The organism is Mesorhizobium sp. M0048 (assembly GCF_040323405.1).
GTDB lineage: Bacteria > Pseudomonadota > Alphaproteobacteria > Rhizobiales > Rhizobiaceae > Mesorhizobium.
On sequence record NZ_JAMYUV010000042.1, the window covers coordinates 1 to 15,292 of the forward strand.

The window sequence follows — 15,292 nt, forward strand, 5'->3', positions numbered from 1 at the left end:
CAGCCAGCGGCCGAAAATGCACATGTTCAACACGGGAGGAGACAAAAATGCCGGAAAAACTGCACCCTAAAATCGACAATGGATTGCCCCGGGAAAAGCCCGACTTTGCCGGCGGCACGCTGGTCTGCGCCTGCACCAGCAACCCGGTCAAGGTGAAGGTCAAGGGCCAGATCGCCCATAACCATGCCTGCGGCTGCACCAAATGCTGGAAGCCGGAAGGCGCGCTGTTCTCGGTCGTGGCGGTTGCCGGTACAAACGACGTGACGGTGACCGAAAACGGCGACAAGCTGAAGGTGGTCGATCCGGGCGCGCTGATCCTGCGCCATGCCTGCACCGGCTGCGGCGTCCACATGCACGGCCCGGTCGAGCGCGACCACGCTTTCAAGGGGCTGTCCTTCATCCATCCGGAGCGCTTCCAGGAGGACGGCTGGTCGCCGCCGGGCTTCACCGCCTTTGTCTCGTCGATCATTGAATCCGGTGTCGATCCGAGCCGCATGGACGGCATAAGGTCACAGCTGAAGTCGATCGGGCTCGAACCTTATGATTGCCTCAATCCTGGCCTGATGGACTATATCGCCACCTGGACGGCCAAGAGATCCGGCGCGTTGCCGGCCTAGTAGCCGCTCGACTACCATCGATCGAGCCGGGCGACATCGCCCGGCTCTTTCACATTTGGAACAACGATGCCCGCACCTGCTATTCTCGTCGACGCCGACGCTTGCCCGGTGAAGGCCGAGGTCGAAAAAGTCGCCGAGCGGCACGGCATCGTCGTCACCTTCGTCTCCAATGGCGGCTTGCGTCCGTCGCGCGATCCGATGATCCGCAATGTCGTCGTCCCCAAGGGCGCCGATGCCGCCGACGACTGGATCGTCGAAAATGCCCGGTCCAACGACATTGTGGTGACCGCCGATATCCCGCTTGCCGCGCGCGCGGTGGCGCTTGGCGCCCACGTACTTGGTCCGACCGGACGCCCGTTTACGCCCGAAACGATCGGCATGGCGGTGGCGATGCGCGACCTCAAGCAGCACCTGCGCGAAACCGGCGAGAGCAAGGGCTACAATTCGAGCTTCGCGCCGCAGGATCGCTCGCGGTTCCTAGGCGAGCTTGACCGCATCCTACGGCGAGCGCTGAAATCCGCGCCAGCGGACTGAAAACCATGGCGACCGGTACCACGACCAAGATGCCCATGCGACGCCACACGCTGTTCGCGGTGTCGGCCTGCATCGGCGTGGCAGCCTTTGGCGCAGCGCTGATCTGGCGTGCGCCGCTCGCCTATTCGATCGGCGCCAACGTGTTCTTTGCCGCCTATCTCGTTCTTGTCATCGCCCACATGCCACGGCTTACCGGCAGCTATCTGCGCAAGAATGCAGGCGACACGGACCTGCCGGTACTGGCGATCTTCGCGGTCACTCTGGTTGTGGTCGCTATTGCCATCATTTCGTTGTTTCAATTGATCAACAGGGAGAAGAGCGCGGACGCCGTCGAGCTTACGGTGGCGCTGCTGTCCATCCCGCTTGGCTGGTTGACCATCCATGCCATGGCCGCACTTCACTACGCGCATCTCTACTGGATGGACGGCGACGCGATGGATGGCGACACCAAAAAGAGGATTCCGGTCGGCGGCCTCGACTTCCCCGGAGGCAAACGGCCGGAAGGCTCGGATTTCCTCTATTTCGCCACGGTGATCGGAATGACGGCGCAAACCGCCGACACCAACATCACGACCTCGCAAATGCGCCGTGTCGTGCTTGTGCATTCGATCCTGTCGTTCTTCTTCAACACGGTCATCGTGGCAGCCGCGGTCAACCTCGCCGTCAGCCTTGGCAGTCCGTAATAAATCCGTGATCGGGTGAAACATCGCGTAGGCTGGCGACGTATTGGGAGGAGAAGAGATCTGACAGGCCATGTGGAACCGCTTGGCAGGGAGGCACGGAAGATATGGAATCAGTTGCCAGAGGCGAAGCCAGCACCGGAGCAGATAGCGCTGCTTCGACGGATGCGACACTGATCTATCGCCAGTCACGCTGGACGCGGCTGACGCATTGGCTATGGGCGATCGCGCTGTTCTTCATGCTGCTTTCCGGCCTGCAGATCTTCAACGCCCGCCCGCAGCTCTACATCGGCAAGGAGTCGGGCTTTGGCTACAACAACACCATCTTCGCCATCGGCGCCGAGAATACCGCGGCTGGCCCGCGCGGCTATACCGAAATCTTCGGCAAGCGCTTCGATACCACCGGCGTGCTCGGCTGGTCGGGTCCGGCCGGCCAGGAGACTTCCCGGGCTTTCCCGTCCTGGGCGACGATCCCTTCCTATTACGATCTCGGCACCGCGCGCGTCGTTCATTTCTTCTTTGCCTGGGTGCTGACCACCACCACGCTGGTCTGGCTGGTCGCCAGCCTCATCAACGGCCATTTGCGCCGCGATCTTGCCCCGCGCCTCGATGACATCAGGCGGCTGCCGCAAGACCTTGTCGACCACGCCAGGTTCAGGTTTCACCACAGGCGCGAATACAACACCTTGCAGAAGATGGCTTATGGCGGCGTGCTGTTCGTGCTGCTGCCGCTGATGATCATCACCGGCCTTGCCATGTCGCCGAGCATGGATTCGGTGCTGCCGTTCCTGAACGATTTGCTCGGAGGCCGACAGACGGCGCGCACCATTCATTTCACGGTGATGCTGCTGCTCGTCGCCTTCTTCATTATCCACATCCTGATGATCCTGGCCGCCGGTCCGATTAACGAGCTGCGCTCAATCATCACCGGCTGGTATCGAACCGACCCGCCGGCGCATGCCGACAATGCGCCAGAGAGGAGTGCCTGACATGGCGAAATTCGAGATCAGCCCCAAGCTACAGATAAGCCGAAGAAAGTTCCTGACCTCGGCCAGCCTCGGCCTTTCCGGCATCATGCTGTCGGGCTGCGACGCCTTCGACAGCCAGCTTGGCGTCGGCGACAGCCTGCGCAGCTTCCTCGAAAGCGCCAATGGCCTGACCTGGTGGGCGCAGCGACTGCTTGCCGGCGCTGATGCGCTGGCGCCGGAATTCACCGAGGCCGACATTCGCCAGCCGCAGCGGCCGAACGGCGTCACCGCACCCGACGACGATTTCTACAAGGGCCTGCTCGCCAGCGATTTCGCCGACTGGCGGCTGGAGGTTTCCGGCCTTGTCGAAAAGCCGCTGTCGCTGACCCGCGAGCAGCTGATGAACATGCCGAGCCGCACCCAGATCACCCGCCACGACTGCGTCGAAGGCTGGAGCTGCATTGCCAAATGGACCGGCACGCCGCTGTCGCTGGTGCTCGACCAGGCCGTGGTCAAGCCGCAGGCGCGCTATGTCATGTTCCACTGCCTCGATACGATCGACCGCAGCCTTGCCGGCGATATCAAATATTACGGCTCGATCGACCTGATCGATGCCCGTCATCCGCAGACGATCCTTGCCTATGGCCTCAACGGCAAGCCGCTGCCGGTCGAGAACGGCGCGCCGCTGCGCGTCCGCGTCGAGCGCCAGCTCGGCTACAAGATGCCGAAATACCTCTACAAGATCGAGCTGGTCGACGGCTTCGCCAATATCGGCGGCGGCAGAGGCGGCTATTGGGAGGACAATGGCTACGACTGGTACGGCGGCATCTGACTGAAACTGATCTCAGTTTCACCTAAACTAACTGTCATCGTCGCTGTCGTCGCCGTCGCTGCGCAGGGCCGGATTCAGGTCGGGATTATCGTCCGGGGTGACGAGCTTCCCAAGCCCGTGCGGTCCTTGGTAGTTGCCGTGGGTATCGAAGTTGGGATTGCCCTGATTGTCGAATTGCGGCGTCGGATCAATCGATTGGTCGTAACGGCGCGGGCGCGGCTTCGGATAGTAATTATCGGAATGATGGCGATGCGAATTGCTGTTGTCGAGAATGGCGCCTACCACGCCGCCGACGATAATGGCTGCGGCGAGGTCGCCAGCAGAGGGGTTACGGTTGGGGCCGGCGACTGCGAATTCGGCCGAGCAACCATTGTCGACCCAGATGCCGCCGCCGTCATAGCCCCAGCTTCTACCGTATACGCAACGCGCCTTCGATAGACGGGAGGTCAACTGCACGCCACGTCGCGTATCGACCCCGCAATAGGAATAACGGTAATCGGCGCTGGAGCAGACCACGCGTTTTGCCCCCGCAGCCTGCGCTGCCGCCGGCAGCAACGAAAGCTTCGCCGGGTTGCCCAGGATGCAACCCAGGAACATCATCGAACCGGTAACCGCCATCCGTGCCGACATTGCAACTCTCCATCAGGGTCCGCTATCGACAGAATGGCACCTCTGTGTAAGTCTGACAACCGGACGGGCTCAGTGAGGTTATATTAATGCGCGCTAAGATTATCGCCACTATTATACTTGCCCTTTCTGCATGGTTGGCTTTGTCGCTGCTGCCAGCCCGGGCGGACGACAGCCTCAAGCGCATCATCGATCAGAAGACACTGACGGTCGGCGTCGCGCTCAACCCGCCATGGATCCTCAAGAAGGCCGACGGGAAGTTCGCCGGCTATGATGTCGACCTGACCAGTGCGCTGGCGTCCGATCTCGGCGTCGACCTGAAGCTGGTCGAGGTGCCATGGAACGACCTCAAGACGCGATTGCTCAAGGGTGATTTCGACATGATCGCGGCGGGCTACGCCAGCACGCCGGAACGCGCACGCGAGGTGGTGTTCTCCGACCAGACCGGTACCGCCGATATCCGAATGGTGGCGACGATCGCCAGTCTTGGGAAAAGGCCGGGCAAGGCACTGGCGGCGCCGGGCTACAAGATCGCCGTGCTCTCCAACTCGACGGACGAAGCCGCCGCGAGGGAAGCATTCCCGAAAGCGGCCATCGTGTCATTCGACAATGCGGCCGATGTTTTCGCCGCCGTCATCAGCGGGCAAGCACAGGCGATGGTGGCGACATCGCCGACGACGCAAATGGCCGCCAGGCTTTATGACGCCAAGCTCAAGCTGGTGGGCGGCCCGCTGTTGCGGACGCCGGAAGCGTTTGCCATGCGGCCGGACGATGTCCGCCTCATCCAATACGTCAACAACTGGATCGGCGCGCGCACCGCCGACGGCACCATAGGCGGCGTTCGCCGCTACTGGTTCGGCAGCTTCAAATGGATGTCGCGCTTCGAGACAGCCAAGCCCGAGCCCGCAAAACAATAGGGTCGCGACCTTTTCGCGACGAGGCAGCGAAGACTTGCCAGTAAAAATGTCGCTGGCAGGTGACAAGGTGTCGTCCACGGGCTATGGATGACGAGTCGAGGGCTCCTGACCGAGTCCTACCTGTTTGCGGGAGAGAGCAGCGAGAGCTGCCGCCGAAGGGGAAATCGCCCGAAATCTCTCAGGCAAAAGAACCGTAGACGGGAAAGACACTCTGGAAAGTCGGGGCTTGCCCCCGCGCCGAAGGTGTAAGCGCTGCCGACAGAGTTACGGGGCGCGAGTCTCTCAGGCTTCAGACAGAGGGGCACGGACTGGTCGCCATTCGCGGCCGCTTGCGTGCGACTCTGGAGATGACATGACGGGCGACGACACCAAACACCTTCCCCTCGAAGATCTGCATGTGGCAGCCGGTGCGCGCTTTGGCGCCTTCGCCGGCTGGTCGATGCCGCTGACCTATCCGGCCGGTGTGATGAAAGAGCATCTGCACAGCCGCGAGCATGCCGGCCTGTTCGACATCTCGCACATGAAGCTGTTCGAAATCAGCGGTTCGGGGGCAGCAGCGCTTCTGAACCGCGCCTGCCCGTTCGATGCCGGCGCGCTTGAGGTTTCCCTGTCCAAATATACGTTCTTCCTCAACGAGGCCGCCGGCATTCTGGACGATCTGATCGTCACCAGGCTTGGCGCCGAGCGCTTCATGATGGTCGCCAATGCCGGCAATGCCGCCGCCGACGAAAAGCATCTGCGCGCATTGGCCAAAAATTTCGAAGCAGAGGGCGATTTCGACGTGAAGGTGGACGCACTCGACCGCGTCTTCCTTGCCATCCAGGGCCCCGAAGCATGGGCTGCCCTTTCCCGCGCCGGCATCGAGACGGGTTCGCTGGTGTTCATGCACGGTATCGAGCCGCGCGAAAAATGGTTCATGAGCCGGTCCGGCTATACCGGCGAAGACGGCTTCGAGATCGGCCTGCCGGAAGCGGATGCAAGAAACCTCGTCGCCAGGCTGCTCGAGGACGAGCGGGTGATGTGGGTCGGCCTTGCCGCCCGCGACAGCCTGCGGCTTGAAGCCGGACTGTGCCTGCACGGGCTGGACATCACGCCGGAGATCGATCCGGCCAGCGCCGGGCTGATGTGGGCCATCCCCAAGGAGGTTCGCGCCTCGGGCGCCTTCATCGGCGCCGATGCGCTGCGTGCCATCCTGGAGCGTGGTCCAGCGCAAAAACGCGTCGGCCTGAAGCCGGAAGGCCGCCAGCCGGTGCGCGCCGGTGCTGCCCTTTTCGATGCCGACGGCAACCCTGCCGGCCATGTCACCTCTGGCGGCTTCGGCCCCTCGGCCGGTCATCCGGTCGCCATGGGCTACGTCCAGACGCCGCTTGCCAAATCCGGCGCAAAACTGTTCGCCGATGTCCGCGGGACGAAAATCCCGGTCGACATCCACCCCTTGCCCTTCACGCCCCATCGCTACCGCAAAGGATGATTTCAATGGCAAAGACCTATTTCACCGAAGATCACGAATGGCTTCGCGTCGAGGGCGGCGTCGCCACGGTCGGCATCACCGACTACGCACAGCAGCAGCTCGGCGACCTCGTCTTTGTCGAGCTGCCGGAATTGGGCAGAAAGCTAGCCAAGGGCGACACCGCCGTGGTGGTCGAATCGGTCAAGGCCGCATCGGATGTCTACGCGCCGGTCGACGGCGAGATCACCGAGGCCAATACCGCGCTGTCGGCCGATCCTTCGCTCGTCAATTCGGCGGCAACCGGCGACGGCTGGCTGTGGAAGATGAAGCTGGCCAATGAGAGCCAGCTCGATGGGCTCCTCGATGAAGCCGCTTACAAAGCCCATATTGGTTGATAGCAGGACCAGGAAGATGACCGCAGCACCCTACCCCTTCTCGGCTCGCCATATCGGCCCGGGCCTCCATGACGTCAGAGCCATGCTGGCGACGATCGGCGTCCCGTCGGTCGAGACCCTGATCAGTCAGGCAGTGCCGAAGTCGATCCGGCTCGACCGGCCGCTGGCCCTGCCCGCCCCCGCAAGCGAAGCGGAAGCGCTGGCCGAGCTCGCGGCGACGATGGCAAAGAACACGGTGCTGAAGAGCTTTATCGGTGCCGGCTATCATGGCGTCCATGTGCCGCCGGTGATCCAGCGCAACCTGTTCGAGAACCCGGCCTGGTATACCGCCTACACGCCTTACCAGGCCGAGATCAGCCAGGGCCGGCTGGAAATGCTGTTCAACTTCCAGACGCTGGTGACAGAATTGACCGGCCTGCCGGTGGCATCGGCCTCGCTGCTCGACGAGGCGACGGCGGTGGCCGAAGCGGTCGGCATTGCGCTGCGCCATCATCGCGACAAGCGCACCAAGGTGGCACTGGCCGGCACGCCGCACCCGCAGACGCTGGACGTCGTGCGCACCCGCGCCGAGCCCCTCGGCATCGAGGTGGACGGCGAGGTGATCGACGACAACACCGCCGCCCTGCTGGTCTCCTGGCCCGATACATTCGGCGTCTACGGCAATCACAAGGCAGCGATCGACAAGGCCCGTGCCGCCGGCGCGCTGGTCGTCTTCATCGCCGACCCGCTTGGCTTGACGCTGACCGATGCGCCGGCCAGGCTTGGCGCCGACATCGCCGTCGGCCCGATGCAGCGTTTTGGCGTGCCGATGGGCTTTGGCGGGCCGCACGCCGCCTATTGCGCCGTCTCCGACAGGCTGACGCGGCTGATGCCCGGCCGGCTTGTTGGCCAGTCGACGGATAGCAAGGGCCGTCCCGGTTATCGCCTGGCTTTGCAGACACGCGAACAGCATATCCGCCGCGACAAGGCGACCTCCAACATCTGCACCGCACAGGCGTTGCTCGCCAATATGGCGACGGCCTACGCGATCTGGCATGGCCCTGCCGGGCTGCAGGCGATTGCCGGCCGCGTCCACACGCTGGCCAACTGCCTGGCCGTCGGCCTCAAGGCAGCGGGCGTTTCGGTGATCGGCGAAAGCCGCTTCGACACGGTGACTGCGGAAGTGAAGGGCAGAGCCGGCGCGATTGCCGCCGCCGCAGAAAAGACGGGCCGCCTGCTGCGCGTCATCGACGCCGACCATGTCGGCATCAGCTTCGACGAGACCTCCACCGAAGCCGATCTGGAGGCGATCGCAGCACTTTTCGGCGCTAAGGCCGGCGTTGCCGCCGGCAGTTCCACGCCCGGAAAACCGCGCGGCAAGGAGTTCCTCACCCAGCCCGTCTTCCGCGAAAACCACTCGGAAACCGACATGATGCGCTTCCTGCGCCGGCTGGCCGACAAGGACCTGGCGCTTGACCGCGCCATGATCCCGCTCGGCTCCTGCACCATGAAGCTCAACGCCGCCGCCGAAATGATGCCGGTGAGCTGGCCTGATGTCGCCAACCTGCATCCCTTCGCCCCGGCAAACCATTCGATAGGCTATCGCGCCATGATCGACGAGCTGGAAGGCTGGCTGGCGGAGATCACCGGCTTCGACGCGGTGACCCTGCAGCCCAATGCTGGCAGCCAGGGCGAATATGCCGGGCTGCTCGCCGTTCGCCGCTATCATCTGTCACGCGGCGAAGGCCATCGCACCGTCTGCCTGATCCCCTCCTCGGCGCATGGCACCAATCCGGCAAGTGCGGCCATGGCCGGCATGAGCGTCGTCGTCGTGCGCTGCACCGAGGACGGCAATATCGACATGGACGACCTGCAGGCCAAGGCGGCCGAGCATGCGCATAATCTCGCGGCGCTGATGTTCACCTATCCCTCGACGCATGGCGTCTTCGAGGAAGGCGCGCGCGACCTTTGCGCCCTCGTCCACAGCCATGGCGGCCAGGTCTATTTCGACGGCGCCAACCTCAACGCGCTGGTCGGCCTCGCCCGTCCCGGCGATATCGGCGCCGACGTCTGCCACATGAACCTGCACAAGACCTTCTGCATCCCGCATGGCGGCGGCGGCCCCGGCGTCGGCCCGATCGGCGTCAAGGCGCATCTGAAGCCGCATCTGCCCGGCCACGTCACCGAAGGCTCGGTCCATGCCGTGGCGGCGGCACCGTTCGGCAGCGCCTCGATCCTGCCGATCACCTGGATGTATATTCGCATGATGGGCGCTTCCGGCCTGAAGCAGGCGACCGAGACGGCGATCATCTCCGCCAACTATGTGTCGACGCGGCTTGGCGAGCATTTCCCCCTGCTTTACAAGGGGCGCAACGGACGCGTCGCGCATGAATGCATCCTCGACACCCGCGTGCTCAAGGACAGCGCCGGCATCAGCGTCGACGATATCGCCAAGCGGCTGATCGACTATGGCTTCCACGCGCCGACCATGTCGTTCCCGGTCGCTGGCACGCTGATGGTGGAGCCGACCGAATCCGAGCCCAAGCGCGAGTTGGATCGTTTCTGCGAAGCGATGATCGCCATAGCCGGCGAGGCAGCCAAGGTGGCGAAGGGCGAATGGCCGTTGGCCGACAATCCTCTGGTCAACGCTCCGCACACCGCCGCCGAGGCATTGGCCGGCCAGTGGACACATCCCTATTCGCGTCTGGAGGCGGCCTACCCCGCCGGCGATGCCGATACGGCAGCAAAATACTGGCCGCCGGTGTCACGCATCGACAATGTCGCCGGCGACCGCAACCTTGTCTGCTCCTGCCCGCCGCTGTCGGAATATCTGGGTGCGGCGGAATAGATCATGATTCCGAAAAGTGGAATCCGGTTTTCCGACAAGATCATGGGTCTAACAAGAAGATAGAAACCCCAATCAGGCAGAACGCAAGGCCGGCCCGTCGGCCTTGCTCGCCCGGTCCCGAACGACGACGCGATTTCGCCCGGCGCGCTTTGCCGCATAGAGTGCTGCGTCGGCTTCGGCCAGCACATCGTCGAGACCGGTGCCGTTTGTTCCGCCAAAGCCGATGCCGCCGCTGACTGTGCTTCGCAACGGACCAAGTTGTGTGGCCACGACTTCTGTGCCGAAGGCGACGCTGATCTTGCTCGCAATGTCATAGGCCTTCTCTTCCGTCATCCGCGACATGACGAGCACGAACTCCTCGCCGCCCAACCGGAACGCGTCGACGCCGGTCCTGGCGTATTTCCTGATGACAGCGGCAAAGCGGCGCAGAACCTGGTCGCCGACCGGATGACCGAAAACGTCGTTCGTTCTCTTGAAATGGTCGAGGTCGAACATGGCGACGGACATGAACGGGCCGAAGACCCGCTCGCCGTAGAGTGCCGTCAACGCCCGCCGGTTCATCAGCCCGGTCAATGGATCGGTCATCGTCTCGGCCTTCAATTCGATCTGCGCCTGCAAATGGTGCAGGGAGAGCGTCAATGCGCCGAGCCCGGTCATGCAGGCGACGGCTACGACGGAATTCACCCGCTCGGCCCAATTGTCGGGCGCAACACCCAGCACCCATTGCCCCTTGACCAGCAGGACCGCGCCGCAAAGTCCGAACGACAGCGCACAGACGCCGCTCAGGAACGAGACGACCAGCAATATCCGGCGATCGTGACCACCCTCAATCCAGAACATCACCCCGATGAGCGAGAGCAGCGCCGTTACCGTCGCGTAGGTGACGATGAAGCCGACACCATCAAACCCGAGATACGTCGCGCCCGCGCAAACAGCCGTCGCAACCAAGGTCGGCAAGATGGCGCGCCTGTAATCGCCTATGCCGAGATATTGCATGGCCGACAGGCAGATAATCAGGAAACCGAGGCTGAGAAGCGCAAGCACGATCTGGCAGAGCCAGGCGCTTGGATCCCTGGTGTAATGCCAGAACAGCACCACATGTGCGACGAGCACGAGAATGCCGCACGCCACCGTCAGCACAAAGCGTGCCTGTGGCGCGGTGAACCAGATCGCAAACATTGTGATGCTAAGGCACGTGCCCGACAGCGCCGCCGCGAGCAGGAGCGAACTGTAATCCAACATGCGTAAGCGACAGCCTCGTGAGCGTTCCGCTGCATTCTAGGTCAGCGACAGTCCGCAAATACCGTTTTTTCAGCCAGTCTTCCGGCGTAACCTTCGGACAAGGTTTACAAAGCGTCGATGCTCCAAGCTTCGACCCCATTTCCGCCGCTTGGCTGTCGAATGGTTTTGCAGTAAGAGGCTCTATCCTCGAACGTAACAGGAACCTCCGTCGCCTGCCCGCGAAAAGCGTGGCAGTATCGGGTGGTGATTCGCAGCATCGGAATCCAGGACCGGCATGGACGACAACAACGATCTTTTCGCCAAATTGGACAAGCAGCCTCAGCCTGCTCGCGCCGCCGCGCGCCCGGCCGATCCGCTGGTGCAGGCGGCGAAGCGGCCGGCGCCCCGCGACGCCAGCGAGAGTTACAGTGCCGCCGACATCGAGGTGCTGGAGGGGCTGGAGCCGGTGCGCCGCCGCCCGGGCATGTACATTGGCGGCACCGACGACAAGGCGATGCACCATCTGTTTGCCGAGGTCATCGACAATTCGATGGACGAGGCGGTCGCCGGCCATGCGACCTTCATCGATGTCGAGCTTTCCGCCGACGGATACCTGTCAGTCACCGACAACGGCCGCGGCATTCCGGTCGATCCGCACCCGAAATTCAAGAAGCCGGCGCTCGAACTCATCATGACGACGCTGCATTCAGGCGGCAAGTTCGACAGTAAGGTTTACGAGACGTCCGGCGGCCTGCACGGTGTCGGCGTTTCCGTCGTCAACGCGCTGTCCGACCATCTCGAGGTCGAGGTCGCGATTGGGCGCAAGCTCTATCGCCAGCGCTTCTCACGAGGCGTTCCGGTGACCGGCCTTGAGCAGCTCGGCGACGTGCATAACCGGCGCGGCACGAAGATCCGCTTCCATCCAGACGAGCAGATTTTCGGCAAGGGTGCTGCTTTCGAGCCGGCGCGGCTCTACCGCATGGCGCGGTCAAAGGCCTATCTGTTCGGCGGCGTCGAAATCCGCTGGACCTGCGATCCCTCGCTGATCAAGGAAAAGGACACGACGCCGGCCAAGGCAGAATTCCATTTTCCGGGCGGCCTCAAGGACTATCTGAAAGCCTCGCTCGGCGACGAATTCCAGGTGACCCGTGAAATGTTCGCCGGCAAGAGCGAGAAGCAGGGCGGTCACGGCTCGCTCGAATGGGCCGTGACCTGGTTCGGCGGCGACGGTTTTATCAATTCCTATTGCAACACCATTCCGACCGCCGAAGGCGGCACGCATGAGGCCGGCTTCCGCAACGTGCTGACGCGCGGCTTGCGCGCCTACGCCGATCTGGTCGGCAACAAGCGCGCCTCGATCGTCACTTCCGAGGATGTGATGATCTCGGCGGCGGGCATGCTGTCGGTGTTCATCCGCGAACCGGAATTCGTCGGCCAGACCAAGGACAGGCTGGCGACGATCGAGGCGATCCGCATCGTCGAAACCGCCATCCGCGACCCGTTCGACCACTGGCTGGCGGACAATCCGCAGGAGGCCTCGAAACTGCTCGAATGGGTGATCGCGCGCGCCGACGAACGGGTGCGCCGCCGCCAGGAAAAGGAAGTGTCGCGCAAGAGTGCGGTGCGCAAGCTGCGCCTGCCCGGCAAGCTCGCCGACTGCACACAGAATGCCGCCGCCGGCGCCGAGCTCTTCATCGTCGAGGGCGATTCGGCCGGCGGTTCGGCAAAGCAGGCGCGCGACCGCGCCAGCCAGGCGGTGCTGCCGCTGCGCGGCAAGATCCTCAACGTCGCCAGTGCCGGCAGCGACAAGCTTGCCGGCAACCAGCAGATATCCGACCTGATCCAGGCCTTGGGCTGTGGCACGCGCTCGAAATACCGCGACGAGGACCTGCGTTACGACCGGGTCATCATCATGACCGATGCCGATGTCGACGGCGCCCATATCGCCTCGCTGCTGATCACCTTTTTCTACCAGGAGATGCCAAACCTGGTCCGCGGCGGCCATCTCTACCTGGCGGTGCCGCCGCTTTATTCGATCCGCCAAGGCGGCAAGGTCGGCTATGCCCGCAACGACGCGCATAAGGACGAACTCCTGCGCACCGAATTCACCGGGCGCGGCAAGGTCGAAATCGGCCGCTTCAAGGGGCTGGGCGAAATGATGGCCGCCCAGCTCAAGGAAACCACCATGGACCCGAGAAAGCGCACGCTGCTCAGGGTCGATGTGATCGACGCCGAGGCGGCGACCAAGGATGCTGTCGACGCACTGATGGGCACCAAGCCCGAGGCCCGTTTCCGCTTCATCCAGGAACGCGCGGAATTCGCCGAGACGGAAGTGCTGGATATCTGAGCGTCTTCTGCCAGGTGAGCCACAGACGGCGGTTGTTGCTACCCGGATATTTTCGCGAAGGACGAGGCCTGGAACGGTTCAGCGTTCACGGAAACGCCGAACCGCTCTTTCCTTTGTTCTAAAGCAATTCCGGAGGGAAAACCGCTTCACTTTAGGCAGCCGCGATCGCCAGCGCGTGCCCGCGCGCGTTCTCGCGCAACGCGTCGAGATGGATCGACTTGATCAGCCCGGCGAGATCGCCCGCGGCGGACTGCCCGCCCAATTCCTTCAGCATCAACCAGCTGACTTCCTGCACGCCGGCGAGGCGTTTGCCATTGGCGACCTCGCGCCAGACCTTCAGCGCGCGCAGGATGATGGCGTGGGTGGCGGCGGCAAGCCCGGCGCTGCGGAACAGTGCCTGCAGCGCCACGTCATGGCCGCCGGCCAGCAGTGCTCTCACCCGTTGTTCGGATTGCTGGCTGAGCGCGACCAGGGCCGAACCAAAGAAATCGACCTTGCCGTGCGCGATGGTGCGGATGACGAAGCTTGCGGTCAGGTCGCCGCGCAGACGCAGATGTTCGACAAGCGCTGTATGTTCCTCGGCACGCGTGCCTTCGATCAATGTCACGGAAGCTTTGACGCAGGCATCGCGCGTGACGCGCTCGGCTCTTGCGGCGCCCATCAGCGCCAGCACCAGCGGCGAGCCCTTGAGCGTCTCGCCCACTTTGACCAGCAGCAAATGCCGACAATCGGCGGGCAGGCGCGCATCGGCAATCAGCGCCTCGCGCACCAGAGGCAGATGGCCATGCCGCTCGGCCATGCGCCGAAAGCTGATCGATGCGATGTCGGCGCCGCTGTTGGCGAGCAGCGTGATGCAGGCCTCCGGCTCGCCGATCTCGGCGATTGCCGCCGCAACCGACATCGACACGCGCGGCCGGTCGGCGATCACCCTCTGCGTCGCTTTCTGGCCGCCGGCAACCCGATCGATCAGGTCGGCATCAGTAAGCAGCGGCGACCGCGCCAGCACCAGGGCTGCGACTTCCGGCTGGTCCGACGCCAGCGCGCTGACGATCTGCGGCGGCGCATGATGGCTCATGGAAAGCGCGTCGGCGATCGCCAGTCGCACCTTCGAGGATGCGTCATCGAGCAGCAATGTCAGCGCCGCCTCAGCAGCGCAGCGGTCCTCGAAAGGCAGGTCCGAATCGACATAGGCGCGAGCAAGTGCGCTTGCCGCTGCAACGCGCTCCGACACCTTCGCCGTGTGGATCCATTTCAGGAAATGCGAAACGACCATGTCGCCTGCTTACGCCCTTTGCCAGAACGCTTCTGGCCCCTGTCGCGACCGTAGGCACAAATGGTTTACGAACGGTTCACCATGTTCGTTAACTGGCTTGCGAGCCCGGTACGCAACGCCTATCAACCCTTAAGCAGCAGAGGAGATCGACCATGGCCGGGCTTTATCTTGAGGAGTTCGCTGTCGGCCATGTGTTCAAGCACACGCTGCGCAAGACCGTGACCGAAAGCGACAATATGCTGTTTTCGGTGATGACGCTGAACCCGCAGCCGCTGCACATCGATTTCGACTTCGCGGCGAAGAGCGAATGGGGCAAGCCGCTGGTCAATTCGCTGTTCACGCTTGGCCTGATGATCGGCATCTCGGTCAACGACATCACCGTCGGCACCACCATCGCCAATCTCGGCATGAAGGAGACAGTGTTTCCGCACCCCGTCTTCCACGGCGACACCATTCGCGTCGAGACCACGGTGGTTTCGGTGCGCGACTCCAGGTCCAAACCGGACCGCGGTATCGTCGAGTTCGAGCATCGCGCCTATAACCAGAACGACATGCTGGTTGCCAAATGCACGAGGCAAGCCATGATGATGAAAAAGGCGTAGCC

The 15,292-nt window shown here is 63.2% G+C and carries 14 protein-coding genes and 1 riboswitch; of the genes, 11 read left to right on the forward strand and 3 right to left on the reverse strand.

Annotation, left to right across the window (positions count from 1 at the left end):
• Positions 1 to 47 precede the first annotated feature (47 nt).
• The 5 genes from gfa (at position 48) to NKJ84_RS25505 (ending at position 3,631) form a co-directional block, all read left to right on the forward strand.
• Positions 48 to 617 (forward strand): S-(hydroxymethyl)glutathione synthase, encoded by a 570-nt coding sequence (gene gfa, locus NKJ84_RS25485; protein WP_352508734.1) that lies wholly within the window; start codon positions 48 to 50, stop codon positions 615 to 617.
• Positions 618 to 683: 66 nt separating this feature from the next.
• Positions 684 to 1,151 carry a YaiI/YqxD family protein gene (locus NKJ84_RS25490; RefSeq protein ID WP_352479738.1) on the forward strand — a complete coding sequence of 156 codons (468 nt, stop codon included), beginning with the start codon at positions 684 to 686 and terminating at the stop codon, positions 1,149 to 1,151.
• A gap of 5 nt (positions 1,152 to 1,156) precedes the next feature.
• A complete protein-coding gene (locus NKJ84_RS25495; protein WP_352508735.1) occupies positions 1,157 to 1,834 on the forward strand; it encodes a DUF1345 domain-containing protein in 678 nt (225 codons plus the stop codon).
• Between the two features lie 104 nt (positions 1,835 to 1,938).
• Complete coding sequence (locus NKJ84_RS25500) at positions 1,939 to 2,820, forward strand: cytochrome b/b6 domain-containing protein (protein ID WP_352508736.1); 882 nt, start codon at positions 1,939 to 1,941, stop codon at positions 2,818 to 2,820.
• 1 nt (position 2,821) lies between these two features.
• On the forward strand, positions 2,822 to 3,631 hold the full coding sequence (locus tag NKJ84_RS25505) for a molybdopterin-binding protein (protein ID WP_352508737.1): 810 nt from the start codon (positions 2,822 to 2,824) through the stop codon (positions 3,629 to 3,631).
• Between the two features lie 27 nt (positions 3,632 to 3,658).
• Here the strand turns inward: NKJ84_RS25505 and NKJ84_RS25510 are convergent, their stop codons facing one another.
• Entirely contained in the window at positions 3,659 to 4,249 is a 591-nt protein-coding gene (locus tag NKJ84_RS25510; RefSeq protein ID WP_352508738.1) for a DUF3011 domain-containing protein, read from the reverse strand.
• 98 nt (positions 4,250 to 4,347) lie between these two features.
• Here NKJ84_RS25510 and NKJ84_RS25515 point away from each other — a divergent pair, with 98 nt between their 5' ends.
• The 4 genes from NKJ84_RS25515 (at position 4,348) to gcvP (ending at position 9,847) form a co-directional block, all read left to right on the forward strand.
• A complete protein-coding gene (locus NKJ84_RS25515) occupies positions 4,348 to 5,175 on the forward strand; it encodes a transporter substrate-binding domain-containing protein (protein ID WP_352508739.1) in 828 nt (275 codons plus the stop codon).
• A 117-nt stretch (positions 5,176 to 5,292) separates the two neighbouring features.
• Positions 5,293 to 5,379: riboswitch (glycine riboswitch) on the forward strand.
• Between the two features lie 148 nt (positions 5,380 to 5,527).
• The gene (gene gcvT / locus NKJ84_RS25520; RefSeq protein WP_352508740.1) at positions 5,528 to 6,646 is read left to right on the forward strand and encodes a glycine cleavage system aminomethyltransferase GcvT; all 1,119 of its coding nucleotides are present in this window, start codon (positions 5,528 to 5,530) and stop codon (positions 6,644 to 6,646) included.
• Positions 6,647 to 6,651: 5 nt separating this feature from the next.
• Positions 6,652 to 7,020 (forward strand): glycine cleavage system protein GcvH, encoded by a 369-nt coding sequence (gene gcvH, locus NKJ84_RS25525; protein ID WP_352508741.1) that lies wholly within the window; start codon positions 6,652 to 6,654, stop codon positions 7,018 to 7,020.
• Between the two features lie 16 nt (positions 7,021 to 7,036).
• A complete protein-coding gene (gene gcvP / locus NKJ84_RS25530; RefSeq protein ID WP_352508742.1) occupies positions 7,037 to 9,847 on the forward strand; it encodes an aminomethyl-transferring glycine dehydrogenase in 2,811 nt (936 codons plus the stop codon).
• A gap of 72 nt (positions 9,848 to 9,919) precedes the next feature.
• Here the strand turns inward: gcvP and NKJ84_RS25535 are convergent, their stop codons facing one another.
• Entirely contained in the window at positions 9,920 to 11,089 is a 1,170-nt protein-coding gene (locus NKJ84_RS25535; RefSeq protein ID WP_352508743.1) for a GGDEF domain-containing protein, read from the reverse strand.
• A 274-nt stretch (positions 11,090 to 11,363) separates the two neighbouring features.
• On the opposite strand from NKJ84_RS25535, the gene parE reads away from it, so the two are divergent.
• Entirely contained in the window at positions 11,364 to 13,415 is a 2,052-nt protein-coding gene (parE, locus tag NKJ84_RS25540) for a DNA topoisomerase IV subunit B (protein WP_352508744.1), read from the forward strand.
• Positions 13,416 to 13,566: 151 nt separating this feature from the next.
• Here parE and NKJ84_RS25545 read toward each other — a convergent pair whose 3' ends face one another.
• On the reverse strand, positions 13,567 to 14,688 hold the full coding sequence (locus NKJ84_RS25545; RefSeq protein ID WP_352508745.1) for a DUF2336 domain-containing protein: 1,122 nt from the start codon (positions 14,686 to 14,688) through the stop codon (positions 13,567 to 13,569).
• Between the two features lie 152 nt (positions 14,689 to 14,840).
• On the opposite strand from NKJ84_RS25545, the gene NKJ84_RS25550 reads away from it, so the two are divergent.
• A complete protein-coding gene (locus tag NKJ84_RS25550; RefSeq protein WP_352508746.1) occupies positions 14,841 to 15,290 on the forward strand; it encodes a MaoC family dehydratase in 450 nt (149 codons plus the stop codon).
• Positions 15,291 to 15,292 lie beyond the last annotated feature (2 nt).